Annotated in this window: 20 protein-coding genes; 10 read left to right on the top strand and 10 right to left on the bottom strand. The window is 58.5% G+C overall.

The window, feature by feature from the left end:
• Nucleotides 1-229: 229 nt before the first annotated feature.
• From ERE07_RS18420 to ERE07_RS18395, 6 genes are all read left to right on the top strand, one after another.
• The gene (locus ERE07_RS18420) at nt 230-1,075 is read left to right on the top strand and encodes an energy transducer TonB (protein WP_130010514.1); all 846 of its coding nucleotides are present in this window, start codon (nt 230-232) and stop codon (nt 1,073-1,075) included.
• A gap of 9 nt (nt 1,076-1,084) precedes the next feature.
• Nucleotides 1,085-1,918, top strand: coding sequence for a MotA/TolQ/ExbB proton channel family protein (locus tag ERE07_RS18415; RefSeq protein ID WP_130010513.1), 834 nt, complete (start codon nt 1,085-1,087; stop codon nt 1,916-1,918).
• Entirely contained in the window at nt 1,919-2,440 is a 522-nt protein-coding gene (locus ERE07_RS18410) for an ExbD/TolR family protein (RefSeq protein WP_130010512.1), read from the top strand.
• A gap of 156 nt (nt 2,441-2,596) precedes the next feature.
• Entirely contained in the window at nt 2,597-3,274 is a 678-nt protein-coding gene (locus ERE07_RS18405) for a response regulator transcription factor (RefSeq protein ID WP_130010511.1), read from the top strand.
• A gap of 16 nt (nt 3,275-3,290) precedes the next feature.
• Nucleotides 3,291-4,349 carry a sensor histidine kinase gene (locus ERE07_RS18400; RefSeq protein WP_130010510.1) on the top strand — a complete coding sequence of 353 codons (1,059 nt, stop codon included), beginning with the start codon at nt 3,291-3,293 and terminating at the stop codon, nt 4,347-4,349.
• A gap of 62 nt (nt 4,350-4,411) precedes the next feature.
• A complete protein-coding gene (locus ERE07_RS18395; protein ID WP_130010509.1) occupies nt 4,412-4,726 on the top strand; it encodes a hypothetical protein in 315 nt (104 codons plus the stop codon).
• A 360-nt stretch (nt 4,727-5,086) separates the two neighbouring features.
• Here ERE07_RS18395 and mnhG read toward each other — a convergent pair whose 3' ends face one another.
• From mnhG to ERE07_RS18365, 6 genes are read right to left on the bottom strand one after another with little or no spacing between them, the layout of a single operon-like run.
• Nucleotides 5,087-5,488, bottom strand: coding sequence for a monovalent cation/H(+) antiporter subunit G (mnhG, locus tag ERE07_RS18390; protein ID WP_130010508.1), 402 nt, complete (start codon nt 5,486-5,488; stop codon nt 5,087-5,089).
• Nucleotides 5,485-5,766: a K+/H+ antiporter subunit F gene (locus tag ERE07_RS18385; RefSeq protein WP_130010553.1), complete on the bottom strand. Its 282-nt coding sequence runs from the start codon at nt 5,764-5,766 to the stop codon at nt 5,485-5,487. Before ERE07_RS18385 ends, mnhG begins: the two co-directional genes overlap by 4 nt.
• An 11-nt stretch (nt 5,767-5,777) precedes the next feature.
• Nucleotides 5,778-6,272: a Na+/H+ antiporter subunit E gene (locus ERE07_RS18380; RefSeq protein ID WP_130010507.1), complete on the bottom strand. Its 495-nt coding sequence runs from the start codon at nt 6,270-6,272 to the stop codon at nt 5,778-5,780.
• Entirely contained in the window at nt 6,269-7,906 is a 1,638-nt protein-coding gene (locus tag ERE07_RS18375) for a monovalent cation/H+ antiporter subunit D (RefSeq protein WP_130010506.1), read from the bottom strand. The genes ERE07_RS18380 and ERE07_RS18375 overlap by 4 nt, the downstream gene beginning before the upstream one ends.
• Nucleotides 7,903-8,247 (bottom strand): Na+/H+ antiporter subunit C, encoded by a 345-nt coding sequence (locus ERE07_RS18370; protein ID WP_130010505.1) that lies wholly within the window; start codon nt 8,245-8,247, stop codon nt 7,903-7,905. The genes ERE07_RS18375 and ERE07_RS18370 overlap by 4 nt, the downstream gene beginning before the upstream one ends.
• Entirely contained in the window at nt 8,247-11,162 is a 2,916-nt protein-coding gene (locus ERE07_RS18365) for a monovalent cation/H+ antiporter subunit A (RefSeq protein WP_130010504.1), read from the bottom strand. The genes ERE07_RS18370 and ERE07_RS18365 overlap by 1 nt, the downstream gene beginning before the upstream one ends.
• Nucleotides 11,163-11,402: 240 nt before the next feature.
• Here ERE07_RS18365 and ERE07_RS18360 point away from each other — a divergent pair, with 240 nt between their 5' ends.
• From ERE07_RS18360 to aqpZ, 4 genes are all read left to right on the top strand, one after another.
• On the top strand, nt 11,403-11,738 hold the full coding sequence (locus ERE07_RS18360) for a hypothetical protein (protein ID WP_209021183.1): 336 nt from the start codon (nt 11,403-11,405) through the stop codon (nt 11,736-11,738).
• Nucleotides 11,739-11,821: 83 nt separating this feature from the next.
• Nucleotides 11,822-12,034, top strand: a complete 213-nt coding sequence (locus ERE07_RS18355; protein WP_130010503.1) for a hypothetical protein — start codon at nt 11,822-11,824, stop codon at nt 12,032-12,034.
• A 29-nt stretch (nt 12,035-12,063) separates the two neighbouring features.
• Entirely contained in the window at nt 12,064-12,747 is a 684-nt protein-coding gene (locus ERE07_RS18350) for a Crp/Fnr family transcriptional regulator (RefSeq protein WP_130010502.1), read from the top strand.
• Between the two features lie 568 nt (nt 12,748-13,315).
• Entirely contained in the window at nt 13,316-14,020 is a 705-nt protein-coding gene (aqpZ, locus tag ERE07_RS18345) for an aquaporin Z (RefSeq protein WP_245153776.1), read from the top strand.
• 129 nt (nt 14,021-14,149) lie between these two features.
• Here aqpZ and ERE07_RS18340 read toward each other — a convergent pair whose 3' ends face one another.
• The 4 genes from ERE07_RS18340 to ERE07_RS18325 form a co-directional block, all read right to left on the bottom strand.
• Nucleotides 14,150-16,453 (bottom strand): ATP-dependent DNA helicase, encoded by a 2,304-nt coding sequence (locus ERE07_RS18340; RefSeq protein WP_130010501.1) that lies wholly within the window; start codon nt 16,451-16,453, stop codon nt 14,150-14,152.
• Entirely contained in the window at nt 16,450-18,183 is a 1,734-nt protein-coding gene (locus ERE07_RS18335; RefSeq protein WP_130010500.1) for a VRR-NUC domain-containing protein, read from the bottom strand. The genes ERE07_RS18340 and ERE07_RS18335 overlap by 4 nt, the downstream gene beginning before the upstream one ends.
• A gap of 347 nt (nt 18,184-18,530) precedes the next feature.
• Nucleotides 18,531-19,769, bottom strand: a complete 1,239-nt coding sequence (speE, locus tag ERE07_RS18330) for a polyamine aminopropyltransferase (protein WP_130010499.1) — start codon at nt 19,767-19,769, stop codon at nt 18,531-18,533.
• A gap of 232 nt (nt 19,770-20,001) precedes the next feature.
• A complete protein-coding gene (locus ERE07_RS18325) occupies nt 20,002-21,441 on the bottom strand; it encodes a sodium:solute symporter family protein (protein WP_130010498.1) in 1,440 nt (479 codons plus the stop codon).
• Nucleotides 21,442-21,501 lie beyond the last annotated feature (60 nt).

The following is a 21,501-nucleotide window of genomic DNA, read 5'->3' as shown; positions in this document are numbered from 1 at the left end:
CGCGCCGTGGTGAGGGGCGCTGCATACCGCGCGAGGATAAGAATGTCAGCCTGCGGATGACTTGCACAGCACTACATGCGTATTAGCCAGAGTTGACATGTTATTTGTTTACATTTTGGCCACTTATTCAATTGCGAATGGTTCGCATTAATGCTATTATTCGGCACTTAGCATACAGCGGATTGTGCGGTTTACACTCGCTGTGCAATCACTTTTCACCGCTGGATTCATGTCGCGTTTTCGTGTTCAAGCAAATCAACGCCTGGTCATCACCAAGGTTGCCGGCGCCCTGGGCGCGCTCGGCCTGCATTTAGCTGTCTTGGCAGCTATCATTGCATCGCCTCCCGAGCCAGAAATAGAACTTCCCGAATCTGTTGAAGTACGCTTTGTAGAGATCGCCGACGAAGTCGTGGACGCAGCCCCAGTCGAGGAACCCGCGGAAGAAATCGCACAACCGGAGCCAGAGGTCATCGAGCCGCCCGAGCCCGTTGTCGAACCGGAGCCCGAGCCGGAACCTGTCGTCGAGCCTGAACCCGAACCCGTGATTGAGCCCGAACCCGAGCCCGAACCAGTTGTTGAAGAGCCCGAACCCGAGGCGATCACACCTCCGCCACCGCCTCCAAAGCCCGAGCCCAAGCCTGAACCAAAACCCAAACCCAAGCCCAAGCCAAAACCTAAGCCACAGCCCAAGCCCGTTGAGAAGCCTGCGCCTGTTATCAAGGAAGCTGCGCCGTCGGGCCAGGCCGCGGCGCCTGCTGCACCTAAGGCGCCTGCCAAGCCTGTCGATCCGAATCGTCCGAGAATGATCGGCAAGGTCGACTATCTTGGCCGCCGTCCTGCGCCTGTCTATCCGCGCGCATCCGAACGGCGAGGAGAGCAGGGGCGTGTGGTCATCCGCGTACTTATTTCGCCCGAGGGCTCTGTCTTGAATGCTTCGGTGCAGTCCACGTCCGGCTACGAGAGGTTGGACGAGTCCGCTCTGAAGGCAGCCAGATCCGCGCGCTTCAAGCCTTATACAGAAAACGGCATTGCCTACAGGGCGATGGCCGATATCCCATTTGACTTTGTTTTATAGGACCGACGAATGTTCGATTTACTCAATAGCGCGATGCATGTGCTGGCCCAGGTAGGCGACGCGGCGCCAGCGGCCGCCGAGGCAGCATCCGTCGCAGCAGATACCAAGGTGACTGCAACCGGCATGCTGCATTTCATCTCCCAAAGCGACCTGGTTGGCAAATCCTTGTTCGGTATTCTGGTGCTCATGTCGCTGATCAGCTGGTATCTGATCTTCGTAAAATCATTCACCAACTGGCGTACGCGCAGCCGGTCCAACAAGTTCCTGCGCGAATTCTGGGCTGCCAGCTCGCTCGATCAGGTCGAGAACGAAATTCGCACGCATGGCGCCAGCGAGCCCTTTGCACACCTGGCCAGTCACGCCATTCACGCGCAGAATCACCATGCCAAGTACGGCGCGCTCAAACTCGAAGAAAAAGGCTCTACCGGTGCCTTCGTGACACGCACCATCCGCAAGGTCATTGATGAGGAAACCGCAAAGTTCGAGAATGGTCTTACAGTTCTCGCCTCCATCGGCTCCACGGCGCCTTTCGTAGGGTTGTTCGGTACGGTGTGGGGCGTTTATCACGCATTGGTCGGAATCGGCATGTCTACTGATGGTGTCACCATCAACCGCATCGCAGGCCCCGTCGGCGAAGCGCTCATCATGACAGGCCTGGGTCTGGCTGTCGCGATTCCGGCGGTGCTTGCCTATAACGGTTTCGTGCGGGGCAATCGTGTTTATCTGGCTCGCCTGGATGCGTTTGCCCATGATCTGTTCACCTTCCTGTCCACGGGCCAACAAGCCTTCGAGTGGAATGGAAAAGGGCGTCGCGTGACGCTTGCAGCCTCCAAAGGAAACTAAATGGCTTTCGGAAGCTTTAACAGCAAGGCGGGCAGCCACACCGTCAACGAAATCAACATGGTGCCGCTTATCGACGTCATGCTGGTTTTGCTTGTGATCTTCATCATCACCGCACCGCTGCTTAGCCATTCGATCAAGATTAACGTCCCTCAGGCTAGCGCGCAGCCGGTCGAACAGGAGCCCAAGGCTATCGATCTTGCGGTAGACGCCGATGGCGCCATGTTCTGGAACGAGACGCCGATCAGTCCCGAAGCACTCAAGCTACAGTTTGCCACAGAGGCCAAGCAGGATCCTCAGCCCGAACTACGTATTCGCGCGGACCTGAACACTCGCTATGAAGTGCTGGCACGCATTATGAGCGAGGCCAAGGGCGCTGGGCTAAAGCGGCTCGGCTTCATCACCCGGCCTGGTACCGATATGTCTGCACCAGGTTCGCTACCCGGCTCGCCAGCCGCCACCCCGGCGGCCGCAGAAGCAGGGGCTGGTGCTGTGCCAACTGCAACCGTTACGGGCCAACCCTAGGAGGGTCCGTTTCAGGCATACAAATCGGCGGCCCAAAGGGCCGCCGATTTGCTTTCTCACGCCGGCGTTATTTAGCTGCTGTTCAGTTTTGTAACGGTTGGGCGCGTGCTTTCGTCAAATCTGCCGTTTTGTTCCAGTTCGATATAGAATCTTCCCATGAGAGTCCTAGTTATTGAAGACGACACCACGTTGGGCCATGCGTTGCAGGAGTTCCTGATGGAACAAGGCTACGCTGTGGATTGGCTCACCGATGGTGAACAGGTAGTTGGCGCTGTTGCCGGGCAAAGTTACGACCTGCTATTGCTTGATCTCAACTTGCCAGGCGAAAGCGGATTGGAAATATTGCGCAAGCTCAGGGCCAACAACGAGCAGGTTCCCGTGCTCATTCTTACAGCGCGCGATGGCGTCGAAGATCGCGTTGCAGGATTGGACGCAGGCGCCGACGATTATGTCACCAAGCCATTCGAGCTCGCAGAGCTTGCTGCGCGCGTGCGTGCATTTGGACGCAGACGCGCGGGGCAGGCACAACCCACCATCGAAGCGGGTCCGCTGGTGTTCGATTCCGTCGGGCGCGAAGTGCGCGTAAATGGCGAACGGCTTGCCCTGTCGGTGCGTGAACTTTCTGTGCTGGAAATGCTCATGGCGCGTGCTGGCCGCGTGGTCACCAAGCGGCAGATCGTCAATTCACTGTCGGCATGGGATGCTGATTTCAGCGAGAATGCGGTCGAGGTCTATGTGTACCGACTGCGTAAACGGCTAGAAGGTACCGGGGCCGGCATCCAAACGGTGCGCGGCTTTGGCTACCTTCTCGATGTGGAAAGTGCCGCCGGTTAATTTCTGGCGGGTGCTTATGCCGCCGGGCTCTCTTGCGCGCCACCTTGTGCTGCGCTTGTTCCCAGCAGTTGTGCTGCTGGTGATGATAGACCTCACGGTCACTTGGATCATGACGCGCAAGATGACGCTGGAGGCCTGGCTCCTGCGCGATATCTTCTGGACCATGGTCATTGGTCAGATCTTCCTGGTATCTGCATTTGCCTGGATACTCATTTCCGGCGTCCGTTCGGGGCTCGCGTCCATTAACCGCCTTTCTCGCGAAATCAATCAACGCTCCATTGACGATTTACAGCCTCTCGGTGAGGCTGGGTTGCCAACAGAGGTTGCGCCCCTTGTCACACATTTCAATGATCTGCTCCTGCGGCTAGACGATTCCATGCAAGCGCAAAAGCGCTTTATCGGGCATGCCGCACATCAATTGCGTACCCCGCTCACCGGGTTGAAACTTGAATCGGAGCTCATGCTCACCCACACCTTGCCCGACGATGTACGCGAGCGGGCAGAGCGTATCAAGAATGTCACTGATCGCATGATACGGTTGGGGCAACAATTACTGGTGCTGGCCCGGGCAGATTCTTCAACACGTCCTCAAGACAGTTTTGTGCGCACTGACTTGTCCGAATGGGTGCGCGAGAGTGCGGCGGAATGGATTCCCTCTGCGCGTGCCCGTCATCTTGATATACAGATGGAAGCGCCGGCTGAACCCGTATGGGTTGATGTGGATTCTCTGCTGTTGGAAGAGTTGTTGAGCAATTTGATTGACAACGCACTGCGTTACGCCGAGGGCGCCACGTCCGTCAAGCTCAAAGTGGGGGCGAACCCTCCGTCACTGAGCGTCGAAGACGACGGAAAGGGTATAGGCGCACAAGATGCAGAACGGGTTTTCGAGGCATTCTACCGATCGCCTCAGGCCGGGGCTGAAGGCTCGGGCCTCGGGCTCGCCATCGTACGCGAAATAGCTCGCGCTCATGGCGCCTGGTGGAATCTCACAAGCCGCCCCGAGTTTCCGGGCACCCGGATTACCTTGGTTTTTCCGGGGCCACGGATTGGCGCCAAACTGACTCGCCAGGAATAATTTCGCTTGTAGCTTACTGCGTAACCCCTGTGCCGGGAGCTGGTGTGGCAGGCGCGGCTGGCATGGCTGGTGTGGCAGGCTCACTCGACGCGCCAGGCATGGTCGGAGACGCGCCTGTGGAAGGCACTGTTGAGGCATCAGGCATAGCCGGCGTGCTTGTAGAAGGCACTGCCGGGGCATCGGGCATCGCCGAGCCAGCCGGCGGCGTAGTCGTGGTGGAGCCCGGTGTGCCTGGCGGGACGGTGATTGTGGTTTCGCGTAATACGCCGCCACCGCTCACGCTGCCCGCTGTGGTGGTATTGGTTCCCGACATTTGCTGCAAGCAGTCACTGCGTTCTGCGACAGGCAGACTGTTGCATCGATTTACCTGGTTTTGATCAAAATTCGAATTCTTGTCGGTCAACCGGTTGCGCTTGGTTTCTTCGAGCGCTGCGCCAGCTTCTTGAATGCACGTCGCTTCATCCTGGTTTGTCTGTCCGGCTTTGCAGCGAGCTACATCGGCCTCGTAGCGAGCTTGCGCATCGGCCTCGCTCACAGTGCCTGTTGCGCCAGCAGCAGCACAAGCACCGAGTGTGAACGTGCACAGAAGAAGTCGAGAGAATAGGGTGCGTGTAAGTGTCATGAGCCTGCTCCTTGTCAGAATCAGTCTCCCGGATGGGAAGCCTCATTTTGTACAGTATATAGAGCCTGTAGGCGGCATACGTAACTAAACATATCGTGGCGGGCGCCAGCCCTCGTCAGGAGGGTTGATCTGACTCTGGCGTTTTCACGGGTGCCGGCTCAGCTGCCGGCGTGTCGCTGGGACCCTGGGCAATCACGACCTCGTCATTTTCTTGCAGTTCTTCTGCTTTGCGGCGAATGGCCGCGCGCATGAGCAACATGGCAGTGACTGGCGACGTAATGAACAGGAAAATCGTGATGAGTATCGGGTGTACAACCAGATGTCGTTCATGCGTCGAGGCAAGCAAAATGGTGGCAACCAATACGCAGAACACGCCCAGGGTGTTGCCCAGCGTGGGGGCATGAATGCGTTTGAAAAAGGTCGACATGCGCAGTAAACCAAGCGAGCCCGTTAGTGTGAGCACGCCAGCAGCAACGAGCAGCAGGGCAACAGGTATGCCCACAAGATAATCCATCATGGTTCGATGACCTCACCTCGCAACAGGAACTTGGCCATGGCCACAGAACCGACGAAACCGGACATGCTTATCAGCAAAGCGATGTCGAAATAGAGTTCCGAGCTGAAATGCAGCCCAAGCACCAGAAGGATAAGCATGCCATTGATGTACATGGTATCCAGTGCCAGGGCTCGGTCTGCCGCCGTGGGCCCCCGCAGCATCCGCATTGCCGCGAGGACAAGCGCCAGCGCAAAGCATCCCAACGCGAAATTGGCTGCCCAGTACACAAGAATGTTCATGGCAGAGTCGTTCATTCGAAAATCTCCAGTAAAGGACTTTCATAGCGCAGTTGGATAGTATCCAGCCAGGCCTGTTCGTCTTTCAGGTCGAGCACGTGCAGCGTGAGTATGCCGTCTTTGTCGGAATATTCTGCCCATACAGTGCCTGGCGTATAGGTGACGATGCATGCCAGGGCGGCCAGGCCATGGGGGTCTCGTATGCGCAAGGGAATCTTGATAAAGCCAGGCGTGGCGTCAGATTTCTTTCCTTGCAAAATAATGCGGGCAACCGCGATATTCGATTTGGCGATATCCCAGGAAACTTGCCCGATCAACTTGAGGGCGATCAGTGGATGACGTGGCGAGGCGCGCAGGGGGCGCAGACGCGATGCGGCCAGCGCAACAGCCAGGATGGCAGCCAGAAGCAAACCTAGCGCTATTTGGCCAATGGAAAGGCTGTCGTTCAGCAGCAGCCACAGAGCGAGCAGCATGGCGGGCAGTACGAGGGGGTCCAGCAGCCGCTTCATTGCGTGCCTCCTGGCGTGACATTGCGGATGGAGCTTTGAGAGATAACGGCGTCAATATAAGACTCCGGCCTGTCCAGATAATTGGCCGTGGCGTCCAGGTAATGCATGACAGGTGCTGCCCACAGGGCAAGACCAACGCAGGCCAGTACGAGAACGCCGACCGGGCCGGCTTCGCTGAGACGCAGGCGCGGTGTAATCGTTTCTTCGGAACTCCAGAACAACCGAATCCCGGTGCGGCTGAATGCGATGATGCCGGCCAACCCAGAGAGCAGCATGCCGGCAACCAGCGACCAGGCCGCAACCGAAGGAGAGTCGGTGGAGGAGGTTTCCAGCGCGGCGATCAGCAGCGAGAACTTGGCGACAAATCCCGATAGGGGCGGCAGGCCAGTGACCAGCAGCGCGCAGGCGATGAAGGACAGGCCGAGAAAAGCCATCGCGGCAGGGATGGCAACGCCTACGACGTCGTCTGAACTGTCTGAAGTTTCGGGGTCTTCGAGATCGAAGGCTTCCAGGCTGACGGCCAGCATGTCTGCCCCAAAAGACTGGGTGCGCTCGATCAGCTCGAGCAGCATGAACAGCGCGCCCAACGTCAGGACCGAGGTGATAAGGTAAAACAGGGCGGGGCCGGTCAGTGTCACCCCGGGCATGCCGAGCGCGGCCAGCAGCGTGCCTGAGGACATAATGATGCAATAACCCGCCTGGCGCTCGACCTGTGGGGCGGCCAGCAGCCCGATAGCGCCAAACGCGAGCGTTGCCATGCCCAGCGGAAACATCCATTCGCCACCGAAGGCGGCAGGTGCGCCGGTAGGCAGCAGCAGCGAGCCGATGCGCAGCAGCGAGTAGATGCCGACTTTGGTCATGATGGCAAAGACGGCGCCTACGGGCGGGCAGGCATTGGCGTAAGTGGCAGGCAGCCAGAAGTTCAGTGGCCACGCCGCGGCTTTGATGAGAAAAGCGATACCCAGAATGGCCGCGCCGGCCTCGAAGAGCTGGCGATCTCCGCCATCGAGCAGGCCAGCGTGCAGCGCCAGATCCGCCATGTTCAGCGTGCCGGTGATGCCGTAGATGATGGCCATGGCAATCAGCAGCAGGAAGGACGCCACCAGATTGACCACGACATAATGCAGGCCCGCGGCGACGCGCACCCGGCCTGATCCGTGCAGCATCAGGCCGTAGGATGCGGCAAGCAGCACCTCGAAGAACACAAAGAGATTGAACAAGTCGCCGGTGAGGAAGGCGCCGTTCAGGCCCATTAGCAGAAACTGGAACAGGGGATGAAAGTGCACGCCGGAACGATCCCAGCGCGCTGTGGAATAGAGCCAGGTGGCCGCGCCCAGAATGGCTGTGAGCAGCAGCATGATGGAAGACAGTCTGTCCACGACTGCGACAATGCCGAACGGCGCTGGCCAGTCGCCCAGCAGATAGACGCCTACGCCATCGGGCCAATCGCTGGCAATATAGCCAGAGGACAGGCAGAGCAGGATGACGGCAAGTACAAGCTGAATGACGATGGCGCTGGCGCCCAACGTCAACCTGACTTTGCGCCGGGTGTCGCCGACGAGCAGCATTGCAGCGCCCACCATGAGCGGCACGGCAACGGGGAGAATGGGCGCATGATGCATCCAGCTGTTCATGAGCGATTCTCCCGGCCGTCGACGTGGTCGGTGCCCGATAGCCCGCGCGAGGCAAGCAGCACAACCAGAAACAGGGCAGTTGTCGCGAAACCGATCACGATGGCGGTAAGCACCAGCGCCTGAGGTACCGGATCAGCATAAAGGCTTGGGTCTGCGCCCAGATCGGCGTTGATCACCGGCGGCGCGTCGACGGTGATTCTTCCCATGGCGAAGATGAACAGGTTCACGGCATAGGAAATGAGCGTCAGGCCCATGATGACCTGGAATGTGCGCGGACGCAGTAGCAGCCAGATTCCGGATCCGGCCAGGACGCCTATGGCAAGAGCGAGGACCATTTCCATCAGTTGATTCCTTTGTCGGCGGTGGCGGAAGGTTTACGGTAGAGACGCAACGATTGGTGTGCCAAGGCCACCAGCATGAGTACGGTAGCGCCGACCACCAGCATGTAGACCCCTGCATCAAACAGCAATACGCTGGACAAATGTATATGCCCGATCACCGGAAGGACGAGATCCCAACTGATTGCAGAAAGAAAAGGCTTGTCGACCCACCATACCGCCAGTGCCGCGGTGCCTGCAGCAAGGAGGCCGACCGCTATCCACTGCTGAGGATGTATGCGCGGCCTGGCTTCCACCCAGATAATGCCGCCGACCATGTATTGCAGAATAATCGCGGTGGCCATGATGAGGCCGCCCACAAACCCTCCGCCCGGCAGATTGTGGCCGCGCAGCAGGAAATACAGTGAAATCAGGACCGACAGTGGCAGGAGCAGTCGCACCAATACAGCCGGCACTCTCATGACACCCACGGGGACGTCCGTCTTGGGATCAGGCTCGGCGAAGGTGGACAGCAGACGGGTGTTTGTCAGGGATTTGCGACGCGCCTTGGGAAGGTCCATGCTCTCGGGTGGTGGCCTGAATCTGCGCAGCAGCGCGTAGACGGTCAGCGCCACGATGGCCAGCACGGTGATTTCCCCAAAGGTATCGAAGCCGCGGAAGTCCACCAGGATGACGTTGACGACATTGGCGCCTCCGCCGAGCGGCACAGCCTGCTCGACGAAGAATGAGGATATGCCTTGAGGGTGTGGCCTGGACAGTACGGCGTAGGCAATGGCGGCGATGCCGGCGCCGCCGATGATGGCGATCACGAGATCCCGGAAGCGCCGTACCATGGCCCGAGCGAAACTGACCAGAGGCGGGGGTTCGTCATCGCCTTGTACACGCGGAGGCAACCAGCGCAGGCCCAGCAGGATGAGCACCATGGTGACGACCTCGACCGCGAGCTGGGTGAGCGCCAGATCGGGCGCGGACAGCCATGCGAAGGTCAGCGCGGTGACCAGGCCAGCGCCTCCTGCCAGCAGGAGGGAAACCGCACGGTGATATTTGGCCTGGCGGGCCGCACCAATGGCGCAAGCGCCTCCGGCCAGCCACATGATCGCAAAGAACGGATCAAGTTCGGTGAACACCTGAGGCGCCATCCAGCCGCCGGGCAGCAATGGCAGCATGGCGACGCCGAAAGAAACGACGACAACAAGCAGCAACTGCGGCTGCAGCCGGGACGAGCGCATCCAGTCGAGTACCAGAGAGGCCAGGGTGTCCAGCCCTTCGAGCATGGTTTCGAACGTGCGGCGGCCATCAAACCGGTAGATGAAGGGCGTGCGGCCAGGGTGGGCGTGATGCCAGCTGCGCAAGAGCCAGAGCAGCAGCATGCCGCCCAGCAGCGCAACGAAACTCATGGCCAGCGGTAGATTGAATCCATGCCAGACACGCAGGTCGTAGGCTGGCATGTCTGTGCCGAGGATGGAGATCAAGGCATTGTTCAGAAATGGGCCGACGGTCACGCTGGGCAGAATGCCGACCACCAGGCAGACCAGAACGAGTATGGCACTGGGGATAAGCATGCGCAGCGGAGGCTCGTGCGGCGCACGCGGAAGATCCTTGGGCGGCGGCCCGAAAAATACCTGCAGGATGAAGCGCAGCGAGTATGCAACGCTGAATGCGCCAGCAATGACGGCTGCCGCTGGCAGGCCGACACGGCTGTACCAGTTGTCGCCAACAAAGACGGTTTCGGCGAAGAACATCTCTTTGGATATAAAGCCGTTCAAGAGGGGTACTCCAGCCATGGAGGCTGCGGCAACCACCGCCAGCGTGGCGGTGATGGGCATGCTTCTGTACAGGCCAGACAGGCGGTTGAGGTCGCGCGTGCCGGTTTCGTGGTCGACGATACCGGCGGCCATGAACAGCGATGCCTTGAAGGTGGCATGATTGACCATGTGGAAGACTGCGGCGACCAACGCAAGCTCGCTGTTCAGCCCCAGCAGCAGGGTGATCAGGCCAAGGTGACTAATGGTGGAATAGGCCAGAACGCCTTTCATATCCATCTGGAAGGTGGCGGCGTAGGCGCCCAGCGTAAGGGACAGCAGCCCCGCGGTACCGATGATCCAGGCCCATTCTTCGGTGCCGGCCAGCACGGGCCAGAGTCGGGCCAGCAGGAATACGCCGGCCTTGACCATGGTTGCCGAATGCAGATATGCGGAGACAGGTGTGGGGGCAGCCATCGCATTGGGCAGCCATACATGCAGTGGGAATTGGGCGCTTTTGCTGAGCGCGCCCAGCGCTATCAGGATCAATATCGTGGAATACCAGGGGTGGGCGCGAATCAGATCGCCGGAAGCCAGTACCTGGTCGAGGTCGTAGCTGCCTACGACATGCCCGAGCATCAGCATGCCCGCGAGCAGGCACAGCCCACCCATGCCTGTAATCACCAGCGACATGCGGGCTCCACGTCGGGCGTCCAGACGGTGATACCAGTAGCCGATCAGCATGAATGACGACAAACTGGTGAGCTCCCAGAATACGACCAACTGGATGAGGTTGCCAGAGAGCACCACGCCCAGCATCGATCCCATAAACGCCTGAAAAAACGAGAAAAACCGCGGGACGGGATCCTGGGGCGAGAGATAGTAGCGCGCGTAGAGCACGATCAGCGCGCCCATGCTGGCGACGATCATGGCGAACAGCCAGGCGTAGCCATCCATGCGCAGGGAAAAATCCAGCCCCAGCGCCGGTATCCAGGAGACGGTTAACTTATGTACTTGCCCATTGAGGACGGCCGGAAGCTGAAAGGCAATGAGCAGCGTGCAGATGACCGCAACGGCGCCTGCCAGCCACGCTTCGATCTTCTGGGCGTTCGAAGGCAGCAGCGCAGCAATGATGCTGCCTACGAAGGGCAAGGCAATAATGAGAACAAGCGACATCGGCGAAGGATAGAAGGTGTGTGAAAGAAACTGGCCTCAATAATACAATGTGTTGTGTTCAGCTATTTGACAGGTAGTCGTTTTTCGTCATTTTGAGTTCCTGGGCGAATGTGTTTTTTATTTGACCTGAGTCAAATAAGGAATATCTGGCGCACGAGACAATGCCTCCGAAGCAGTTTGTGCATGGCGCGCAAGCCATGGCATGGGTACGGGTATCGTGCCCCGAATCGGAGTTAGGCAATGGATGCCCTGAGCGCGGCTTCTGGTCGCAATACAATAAGTTTCCCTGATATCGAGATTTCCGAAGATCTGGTGCGTCGATTCGATGCTTCGGGCCCTCGTTATACCTCCTATCCAACGGCGGACTGCTTCCATAGCGAGTTTACCGAACGGACTTACATTAGCCATCTGGCCAGGCGTGCAAAAAATTGCGCCAATGCGCCATTATCAGTTTATGTTCACCTGCCGTTCTGTGAGTCACTCTGCGATTTCTGCGCCTGTAACAAGATTATCACCCATGATCACAGCAGATCAGTGAAATATCTGAAGTATCTGGATATTGCAACTGAGCGTTGAGATCGACTCACGTACCGTCAACGCGGATGTGCTGGGGATGCTGGCGGAACTCGGATTTAACCGGACCAGTTTTGGCCTGCAGGATGTCGAGCCGGCTGTCCACCATACAGTTCGAGGGGTATTTCGCGTCCGAGCTCGAAAAGCTGGCATTATTCTTTGAGGCAGGCCTGCTCAGGCAGGACAATCGTAAGCTCAGCGTCAACCCTAAAAGGCGGCTGTTTGTGCGGGGTGCGGGCATGATATTCGACCGGTTCCTCGCGCAACCCGCCATCTCCACTTATTCCAGGCTGATCTAGTGGGGCATCGGCATCAGGCGATCATCATTATGACTAAAAGCAAAATTCGCATTCAGGATTTCCTTGCCCGGATGCCGCTGTTCAGCGAGCTGACCGAGCGGGAGCTGGACCACCTGGCATTGGGTACGACTGAAGTCAATGTTGCGCGCGGCGAGATGGTGTTTCGGCGCGGGGATGCTTGCATGGGCTTTCATTCAGTGGTTTATGGGCAGATCAAGCTACTGCTGGTGTCGCCAGCGGGCGGCGAAAAAGTTGTGCGCCTGATTGGGCCGGGCGGCAGTTTTGGCGAGGCGCTGATGTTTCTCGACAAGGACTACGTTGTTTCCGCACAGGCCCTGGCCGATACTTTGCTGCTGCATGTGGGCAAGGAGGTGGTGCTGAACGAGCTTGAGCGGCATCCGGGATTCGCCCGCAAGATGCTTGCAAGCCTGAGCCAGCGATTGCACAGCCTGATGGCGGACGTTGAAGCATACTCCCTGCGTTCAGGCACCGAGCGGGTAGTGGCCTATCTACTGCAAGGAGCGCGGCAGTCCGGCGCAACGCATTCCTTTCGGCTGGAGACAAGCAAAACGGTCATTGCATCTCGGCTGAACCTTACGCCAGAGCATTTTTCCCGAATTCTGCACGACTTGTGCGCCCGGATGCTGATCAGCGTCAAGGGGCGTGAGATCACGATTCTGGATCCGGTCAATTTAAGACACTATCAGGGTTAAGCGTTAGGCGCGCCTTTTTTCTGATTTGCCAGAGAATACGGAGTGCGCCTGCCATCAGGCGCACGCGTCAATGCGCCGACAGTTGGTTGGCGTTTGCGTTGACACGCCAGTCAGTCTGGTCCGGATACTGATTGACCGACGACGGGGCATTTACATGAGGCATGGCCTGGAGGCGTTATTTCGCTATATATTGTGGGTTGAAATGGGTTTATGCACTATATATGGGGTAGACAAGGGGGGTGGGCCCATTTCATGTTTTGTATGATCTTGCTTAATTTGGAATGTCTGCGTCTTGTGGCAAGTCAACAGTCTGTGAGAATATAGGTATAAGTACTAAAACAAACGAGCGCTCCCGCGGGAGCGCTTTTGGCAAGAGAGGTTTTTCGGTGATTGGGCAAAGTGCGATGGACAATCCATGTGGCGCACGGCATTGTCCGAAAGGCTGCTAACGGGGGAGAGGGCGCCAGGTCAGGCGAGATTTGAACTACGGGACTTTGCTTTCGTTGACAGTATGTTTTGCCAGTGGGACATAAAATCCCGCTGATTCAAAACAACTCTGGAGACTATCGTGATCCCGCTCTCAAAACGCTGTGCCGCCGAGCTGTTTGGCACGTTCTGGTTGGTGCTGGGAGGCTGCGGCAGTGCCGTGCTTGCCGCAGCCTATCCAGATCTAGGTATTGGATTTGCTGGTGTTGCCCTGGCTTTTGGCCTGACCTTGTTGACCATGTGCTATGCAATCGGCAACATTTCGGGCTGCCACATCAACCCGGCTGTGACATTCGGTTTGGTTGCAGGAGGCCGGTTTCCGGTCAAGGAGTTGATACCGTATGTAGTATCCCAAGTAGTCGGCGGTATTCTTGCAGGTGCAGTGCTGTATATGATTGCCAGTGGCAAGGCGGGGTTTGATGCGACGGCCAGTGGTTTTGCATCGAATGGGTTTGGCGAGCATTCTCCGGATGGCTATTCCTTCAGTGCTGCCATGGTGTGTGAGCTTGTCATGACAGGCTTTTTTCTGTTCATCATTATGGGGGCGACGCACGGGCGCGCACCCGCGGGTTTTGCAGGGATTGCGATCGGGTTCGCGTTGACGCTTATCCACCTGATCAGCATTCCAGTGACTAACACGTCCGTCAATCCGGCGCGATCGACCGGCGTGGCGTTGTTTCAGGGTGGCTGGGCTGTAGATCAACTTTGGTTTTTCTGGATTGTGCCAATTGTTGGCGGTGTAATTGGTGCGCTGGTTTATCGTTTTGCCTGCGCACCCTCGGAGTAAGTCGCCTCAACACGTTTTTTCGTTCGCCCTGCTAGTCGCGCGTCTCCCCGCCGAAAGCAGTTTGGTTGTAACGAAACACCCGTGCTTTTGTACGGGTGTTTTTTTTGATGCGTTGCATGCGTTGCGAGATCAATCCAGTTGCCACCAGCGTGGCAGTAGCGACTTTATGCGTGGCTGGGCATAGCGATCGTCGATGAGATGCACCACACCGCTATCGGCATCGCCGCGTATCACACGTCCCGCTGCCTGCACAACTTTTTGCAGGCCTGGAAAGAGATAGGCATAGTCGTAGCCACGGTGCTGGCCAAATACCTCGGCCATGCGCTGTTTGCGTTGTTCATTGATCTCGTTGAATTGCGGCAGGCCCAAGGTGGAAATAAAGGCGCCTATGAGACGCTCGCCGGGCAGATCAATGCCTTCTGCGAAGACGCCTCCCAGCACCGCGAATCCTATGCCCGTGCCCGACGGCACAAAACGCTGCAAGAAAAGCTCGCGATCGGCTTCTTGCATGCCGCGTGATTGCGTCCAGATTGGAATATCGGGGAACTGAGCGCTGAAGCATGCGGCAACCTGGTCGAGATAGGCAAAACTGCTGAAATAGCTCAAGTAGTTTCCGGGCCGATTGCGATACTGGTCGTGCATAAGCCGCACGATAGGGAGGATGGACTGATTGCGATCGCGATAGCGAGTTGAAATGCCGCGAGCGATCCTGACGTCCAGCTGGCTGGACTGGAAAGGAGTGTCCACGTCTATCCAGGCAGTGTCTTCTGGCAGGCCCAGCGTGTCGCGATAAAAATCCCAGGGTGCCAGCGTTGCGGAAAACAGCACTGCGCTCTGGCTCAAGGCCAGGCTGGGTTGAAGAAAGGGTGCAGGCACCAGATTGCGTAAAGTCAGTATCGTGCTCACGCCAGCGGCCGCAGGCGGTTGTGCGACGTGGGCGCGGCCCGCAATGGTGACATCGAACACCGAATGCGTGCCGAAGCTGTCGGCCAAGCCCAGAAAATGCAGTAGGCCAAAATGGAGCTGCAACAGAGGAGGGTCGGCCGCTTCCTGGGGCTGCAGGTTGATGTAGTCTGCCAGCGCAGCGCTGGCCTTGAGCAGCGCGCCATGGAGTTTTGAAGGAATGGCCTGGTAGGCCTGGTACTCGCCTGCTTGTTCTTGCAGTGTATTGTTGCAAGCCCGCAGCACGGCGGCCAGTGGCTTGTTGAGCTCGGGTGGCGCCATCTTGCGGGCTGCGTGTAGCGCTTGGGTATGGATTTCTGCGCTGTACATCTTGCGTGCTCGTTCGAGCAGGTTGTGCGCCTCGTCGACCAGCAGGCCCACACGCCATTGCCTGCTGACCGCCAGCCCACGCAAGAGCGCATTGACGTCAAAGTAGTAGTTGTAGTCACCCACAATGATGTCCACCCATTGTGCCAGTTCGTGGCCTAGCCAATAGGGGCAGATCTGGTGCTGTAAGGCAATATCGCGTAATGCAGGGCGGTCCAGCCAGCCGTGCTCGACGGCTTGTAGGCGAGCAGGGGGGAGTTTGTCGTAAAACCCTTGGGCGAGCGGGCATGACGCGCCATGACAGGCCTTGTCAGGATGCTCGCAAACCTTTTCACGCGCACCAAGCTCCAATATGCGAAGCGAGGGACGGGAACACGACGGAAACAGCAAACGCAAGCTGTCCAGCGCCATGCGGCGGCCAGATGTTTTGGCCGTAAGGAAATAGATTTTGTCCAGTTCGCCATGCGGTACTGCCTTGAGCATCGGAAAGAGCGTACCCAGCGTTTTGCCTATCCCAGTAGGCGCTTGGGCAAGCAGGCAGCGGCCGTGCAGCGTGGCTTTGTAGACGGTTTCCGCGAGCTTGCGCTGCCCGTCACGCAGCGCCGGGAAAGGAAAAGCGAGGGTTGTGAGTGCCTGGTCCCGGTTTGCGCGGTGTTGTGTTTCGCGGATTGCCCAACTGGCAAACTGTTCACATAAATCGGCGAACCCCGCTGCCAGCGTTATCGCAGTGCAGTCTTCGGTGAAGACGGTTTCGGTGCCTTCGTCGATATGGTAGTAGACAAGCGCTACACGAAGCTCGTCCAGCTTGAGCTCCTGGCATAACAGATGGGCATAAACCTTGGCCTGTGCCCAGTGCAGCGCGCGATGGTTTTCAGGTATGGATTCCAGCCTGCCGCGATAGGTTTTTATTTCTTCGACTTGCCGTTGCTGGGGATCGTAGCCATCGGCGCGCCCGCGCACAATCAGCGCGTTTTCGCCATCGGGTAGTGCCACCGTGATGCTCAGCGCCACTTCTTTTTGGTATGCGGCGTTGCGCCTGGCACGCACAATTGCGTGGCCTTCGATTCCTTGTTGGGCAGACGGCACGGGTGTAAAGCGCAAATCCAGATCGCCGCGCCGGGCGGCGAATTCGCACAATGTACGGACCGGGATGGTGTAGTTCATGTTGACGCAGGGCGCTTGACATGGCACACCAGCGTGTCGATGCCATGCGCCTCACAGAAGGTGAGCCAGCGTACCTGGTTGTCTTGCAGCCGGTCTCCTGGGCCCTTGACTTCGATGAGACGGTAGCGGCGGTCCGCGGGCCAGAACTGAACCAAATCAGGCAGGCCTGAGCGGTTTTCGCGAATGTCGTCCAGCAGGCGGGAGAACATGACGCGCAAATGGTTCGCCGGAATACAGCACAGCGCCAGCCCCAGAAGCTCGGGGCTGAGCATGTTCCAGGAGACAAACGGTGATTGCATGCCTTGCTTTGTATTGAAGTTGCGCATAATCGTTTGCCGATAGTCGCCATGGGTCAATTGAGCCAGGCAATCGCTGAACAGCGCTCGGCGACGTTCGCGGAAGTTGCTGTGCAGCAAGTCTGCGGGGCCATGCTGAAAGGGGTGAAAGAATGCGCCTGGGATGCTGGCGAAGATAGCGTTCCAGCACAACAGGCCGAACAGCGAGTTGAGCAAGGTATTTTCTACGTAGTAAGCAGGTGCATCCGGCTGGTATAAGTGATTGCAGACTTGTTCTTCCACGCGCGTGGGGATTGCCGGGACATGCAGGTTGAGGTGCAGAAGACGGGCAGGACATCTGGCGGGTTTAAGCGAAGCAGGGTGGCCGCAGCGTTTTTGCAACCGCGGCAGCATGCGCAGCACTGCCTGGTGTTCAGCTTCGGATGTGGGATGCTGCAACACGGCCTGGGTCAGGTCCAGGGCTTGCGGATACTGATGCTGGCGTTCCAGCATGCGGATATGCCGGGCCCTGGCATTGCGTTCGGTGCTTGCTGCATAGCAGTCGAGCGCCCGGGGCCAGTTTTGTCGGCGCTCGCAGTGCTGGCCTGCACGGTACCACAGCCTGGCGCGCCTGCTTTCCAGCCAATCCGACGTGTAGGGCCGAACGGGTATGGCCGCCAGTGCCTCCGCGAATGCGACGTCGTCCTGCGCCAGTTCGAGGGCTTCGCGACATTGATGCAGGTGCAGGTAGTCGTTGACTTCTTCTCGTGAAACAAAAGCTCTGGCCTCGGCGGAAAAGTCGACGCGCTCATAGGTGTACAGGCCAAGATCGGCAAGGACGAATTCGCTCCAGTCTTGCCTGAGATTGCCGAAGAACATGAGACGCAGGCGGTCGCACAGCGCGAGGACGTCGACGTGGTAGATGCTGTCTTGCGATAGTGTGTCTGGCAGTGCCGGGATGCGTGCCGATTCTGTGTGAGACGCGTCTGGCGAAACTGCGGCCAACTCCAGCCAGTGGGCCAGGCTGCGCGGCGCAGGCGCTCCCGCCAGGAGGTGTTCGAGCTGCGCGCCCTTGGTGGCGGTCTTGAGGTCGGCGGATGCCAGCAAAGGCTCAAATAATTGTGCAATTTCAGTGCGGGTCAGCAGTCGGAAGAGGTCTTGAAGCGAGATATTCGGTTGGTCGAGGACCCAGCCTAAATCCAAGAGTGGCGCCATGGCGCAGCGAGTTTGGCCGATTTCAGCGTAGTTCAGTTTGCTGGCGCGGAACAGCGACCCCTTGCGCATGACCATGCGCACCAGCAGGGCACGCGACGAGCGCTCGAGCCCGATGAAATCATCGATAAAACCGCGCTCTGTCTCGTTGAGCAAGTCGGAATAACGCTGCGCAACCCAGGCAAGCACAAATTCGAAGTTATCCAGGTAATACCAGGGATTGGGTAGCGGGGTAGCGGACATGGGAGCGATTGGAAGGAGGCGACGGCGAACACGTTAACTGGGTTTATATACAGTTTAGCAGTGATGGGCGCGGTTGCGCGACCTCCCGGTGGCGGGTCTGGCGCGGGTGTTACCAGGGTGGGAGTTTGTTAAGAAGATGTAGCCGTACCGACGTGGTTGCGTGTCCATGTTACGTATGGACAGGTTTGACCTTGACCCTTATGCGGACCAGCGTCTAGGGTAGAGACATTGTGTGGCGGCCTTGCCTGCCGCTGGAAAATACCAGGTATTCCAGCCAGTGCTGCCTGACTTTAAAAAGTCAGGTTGTTGGGCTCACAACTCTGTAGAGTTGTGAGCCTTTTTTTACGTTATTTGGGCATGAGCGCACGATAAAAATTGGGTAATGCAAATAGCGCGCCGTGCAGCTCGGCGTTGTAGTACTGCAGTTCGTTGATATGTCGGTCGTCAAGCCGCTGCTGTATTGCTTTTGCATCGACGCTGCGTGGATCAAGCGTATCGGAGGCGATGGCGAGCGCCCAGTAGGTGCCGTAGAGGGGAATGTGCAAACCATAGGCGTGTACGCCCGCGAACACGCCCGATAGCTTGGCGGCAAGTTCGCGCACCTGTTCGGGTTCATGAAAGGGCGTGCCCAGATGCAGCACAAGCGCTCCACCGGGTGCCAGCGCTTTCTGGCACTGCAGGAAGAATGCGCGGGTGTATAACGGGCCAGCCGGTGTTTCAGGGTCGGTGAGATCAAGAAAAACCAGATCGTAGGTGTTGTCGGTATCCGCCAGAAACTGTGCGCCGTCCTGGACATGTATCGCGACGCGCGGGTCGTCGAACGCATTGCGGTGGATGGACTGAAGGTATTCGCGCGACACATCGATCACGGCGCCATCAAGCTCAACCAGCGTGACGGCCGATAGCGTGGGGTGCTTGAGCAGTTCCTCCAGCGCACCGCCGTCGCCGCCGCCGATGATCAGCGCCTTTTCCGGCGAGGGGTGTGCCAGGGCGGCGGGATGTATCAACGCCTCGTGATAGAAATATTCGTCTGCCTCGGACGTCATGAAGTGATCGTCGAGCTTGAGCGTGCGGCCAAGCTCGTCGGATTCAAGCAGTTCAAGCTGCTGGTAAGGCGTGGTGCGGGACAGAATGCGTCGAGGAAAGCGAAAGCCATATACGCTGCCAGGCCCGGTGGACTCGAGCACGAGCTCGCCAGAGGCCCCCGGGCCGTGCTCGTCGCCGCGAACCAGGCGTTCGCGCTGCGCCTTGCCCGGCTGGAAGGCTTCAAGCAGGTCTTCGAGCAGCTTTTCGGCCTTGGCGGAGTTGTCGCCCATAAAGTTGCAGACGTAGACGTCGAGTGTGACGCCGCCGCGTTCCGGCCAGGTATGCAGGGCCAGATGGGATTCGGCCAGCAACAGCATGCCGGTCACGCCGCCAGGCTCGCCCTGGAAGTCCGGAAAGGTATGCCATTTCTCGGCGACAAGTGTCAGGCCGGCCTCCAGCGTACGCTGGCGGCAAAGTTCGGCCAAAGGCGCTGCTTGCGTGAGCAGCGCGGGATTGCATTTGCAAAGGTATAGATCTGCGGTAAGGTGCAGGCCATGCATGGTTTGGATGCTCCTTGGTGAAAAACGTCTGCGCCAAGGCGAGGCACACGGAAACCCCAAAGGACAAACGCCCTAGTGGGCATTCGTTAGTGGCAAAACATATAAGTATATAGGCTTGCGCTTGATTTTACCTATAGCGCAGCCTGCGCCGCCGCCAAAGGGCGCTGTTGCGGCGCTTCGCAGCGCGGGCTGTCGGTGGCGCTTCCCCCCTCTGGGAGAGGCGCCGCGGCGATCAGTCGTCCAGGCTGCGAACGGTGCGGCCCAGCATGCCAAAGTCGAACTGGACTTGGGAGCGCTGTATGCGCAATAGCAGGGCAATCACGACCGCGGGCACCAGTGCCGCCAGCAGAAACGACTCGAGCAGGTATTCAGGTTTGGCGCCAGGCGCAGGAAAGAACCACAAGCCCACGATCAGGCCGCAAATTGTCGCAACGACCGCCACGGGACCGTTGTGCCGCCGATTGAACAAACCAAAGAACACCGGGAAGGCGGCCGCCGAGCAAAGCAGGTCGGCCAGCAGGAAGAGATACAGGACGCTATAGCCTTGCGCCGATACGATCATCACCGGAATGGCGAGCAGGAAAATCAGCCAGCGCGATAGTGCCATGAGGGTACTGCGCTGCATTCCGGGGGCCAGCCTGCGCGCATCCACCGCAATGATGCTGGAAACGGCGCTGATTGCAGTATCGGCAGTGCTCATTACCAGTGCCAGGCCAAGCGGGATCAGGGCAACGGCAAACCAGGTGGGTACGGCAGGCATGAGCACACTGAATAGTGCAATCGAACTGTCGGTACCGCGCTCGAGGCCGACAAAGGCCAGCCCGAACAGTCCCATGATGAAGATGACTGGCGCCACCAGCAGGCCGCCTGTCAGGAAGCCTCGTCGCATGTTGCGTGTATTGTTGGCCGAATAAACGCGTTGCCAGTTGCCTTGGTGGAAGAGTCCTGTGAGCAGGATGGCGACAAAGAAGGTGAGCCCTGCCTTGATGCCGACCGGATCGCCCAGGTTAAGCAACGCCGGCGCTTGTTCTTGCAAACCCTGGATCACCGGCGCGATGCCACCCGTGGCTTTCCAGCCGATGGCAATGAGCACGCCCAGGAGGGGAATAATGACGGCCATTTGCACTTTGTCGGTGAAGATCGAAGCGCGCAAGCCACCATAAGATGTATACAGCAGCGTGGAACCCATGACGATTGCGGCGGTTACCCAAAGAGGAACGGGGGCAAGCATGGCGACCAGTTTGGAAATGGCCGTGATTTCTGCCGTTAGCGAGATGAACATATAGAACATCATGATGAGCAGCGTCAGGGCATACATGGGTTTGCCGAAGCGCAGAACGACGAACTCCGTCAGTGTGTGGCCCTGCGGAATGAGCTCTCGCATGCGACGTCCCAGCGGAATCATCACCAGCCGGGGGGACATCGACCCAAGGGCGTAGCCAATAATGGCTGCCAGGCCGCCCCAGGTGGCTGCCTGGGCGGGAGAGAAAAGAATCCATGCCCCCATGGAAGAGGCCAGCAGCGTCAGCATGGTGGCGGTGGCGCCCTGGCTGTTGCGGGCGATCACGTAGTCTTCGAGGCTGCCCCGATCGCGGCGCGAATACCACATTCCCGACAGGGCAAACGCGCCGGAAAACATCACTAACCACAGTATTGCTGAACTCGCGTGCATGGACTGCTTACCCCATATTGACGGCAGGCGCGCGGGCGTGCGCAGCCAGATGCGTTAAAT

Origin of the sequence: Allopusillimonas ginsengisoli (assembly GCF_004153455.1) — a bacterium.
Classification (GTDB): Bacteria; Pseudomonadota; Gammaproteobacteria; order Burkholderiales; family Burkholderiaceae_B; genus Allopusillimonas; species Allopusillimonas ginsengisoli.
This window is presented reverse-complemented; position numbering and strand designations above follow the sequence as displayed.

Coding starts and splice junctions, on each gene's coding strand:
- ERE07_RS18370 (WP_130010505.1), bottom strand. CDS start 8,247: ATGGAAATGGTCCTCGCTCTTGCCATAGGCGTCCTGGCCGGATCCGGA.
- ERE07_RS18350 (WP_130010502.1), top strand. CDS start 12,064: ATGACTAAAAGCAAAATTCGCATTCAGGATTTCCTTGCCCGGATGCCG.
- ERE07_RS18415 (WP_130010513.1), top strand. CDS start 1,085: ATGTTCGATTTACTCAATAGCGCGATGCATGTGCTGGCCCAGGTAGGC.
- ERE07_RS18420 (WP_130010514.1), top strand. CDS start 230: ATGTCGCGTTTTCGTGTTCAAGCAAATCAACGCCTGGTCATCACCAAG.
- ERE07_RS18340 (WP_130010501.1), bottom strand. CDS start 16,453: ATGAACTACACCATCCCGGTCCGTACATTGTGCGAATTCGCCGCCCGG.
- ERE07_RS18385 (WP_130010553.1), bottom strand. CDS start 5,766: ATGAACATTCTTGTGTACTGGGCAGCCAATTTCGCGTTGGGATGCTTT.
- ERE07_RS18325 (WP_130010498.1), bottom strand. CDS start 21,441: ATGCACGCGAGTTCAGCAATACTGTGGTTAGTGATGTTTTCCGGCGCG.
- ERE07_RS18375 (WP_130010506.1), bottom strand. CDS start 7,906: ATGAACAGCTGGATGCATCATGCGCCCATTCTCCCCGTTGCCGTGCCG.
- speE (WP_130010499.1), bottom strand. CDS start 19,769: ATGCATGGCCTGCACCTTACCGCAGATCTATACCTTTGCAAATGCAAT.
- ERE07_RS18400 (WP_130010510.1), top strand. CDS start 3,291: ATGCCGCCGGGCTCTCTTGCGCGCCACCTTGTGCTGCGCTTGTTCCCA.
- ERE07_RS18405 (WP_130010511.1), top strand. CDS start 2,597: ATGAGAGTCCTAGTTATTGAAGACGACACCACGTTGGGCCATGCGTTG.
- ERE07_RS18395 (WP_130010509.1), top strand. CDS start 4,412: ATGGCTGGTGTGGCAGGCTCACTCGACGCGCCAGGCATGGTCGGAGAC.
- ERE07_RS18355 (WP_130010503.1), top strand. CDS start 11,822: ATGTCGAGCCGGCTGTCCACCATACAGTTCGAGGGGTATTTCGCGTCC.
- ERE07_RS18365 (WP_130010504.1), bottom strand. CDS start 11,162: ATGTCGCTTGTTCTCATTATTGCCTTGCCCTTCGTAGGCAGCATCATT.
- ERE07_RS18335 (WP_130010500.1), bottom strand. CDS start 18,183: ATGTCCGCTACCCCGCTACCCAATCCCTGGTATTACCTGGATAACTTC.
- ERE07_RS18410 (WP_130010512.1), top strand. CDS start 1,919: ATGGCTTTCGGAAGCTTTAACAGCAAGGCGGGCAGCCACACCGTCAAC.
- ERE07_RS18380 (WP_130010507.1), bottom strand. CDS start 6,272: ATGAAGCGGCTGCTGGACCCCCTCGTACTGCCCGCCATGCTGCTCGCT.
- ERE07_RS18360 (WP_209021183.1), top strand. CDS start 11,403: ATGGATGCCCTGAGCGCGGCTTCTGGTCGCAATACAATAAGTTTCCCT.
- mnhG (WP_130010508.1), bottom strand. CDS start 5,488: ATGATGGATTATCTTGTGGGCATACCTGTTGCCCTGCTGCTCGTTGCT.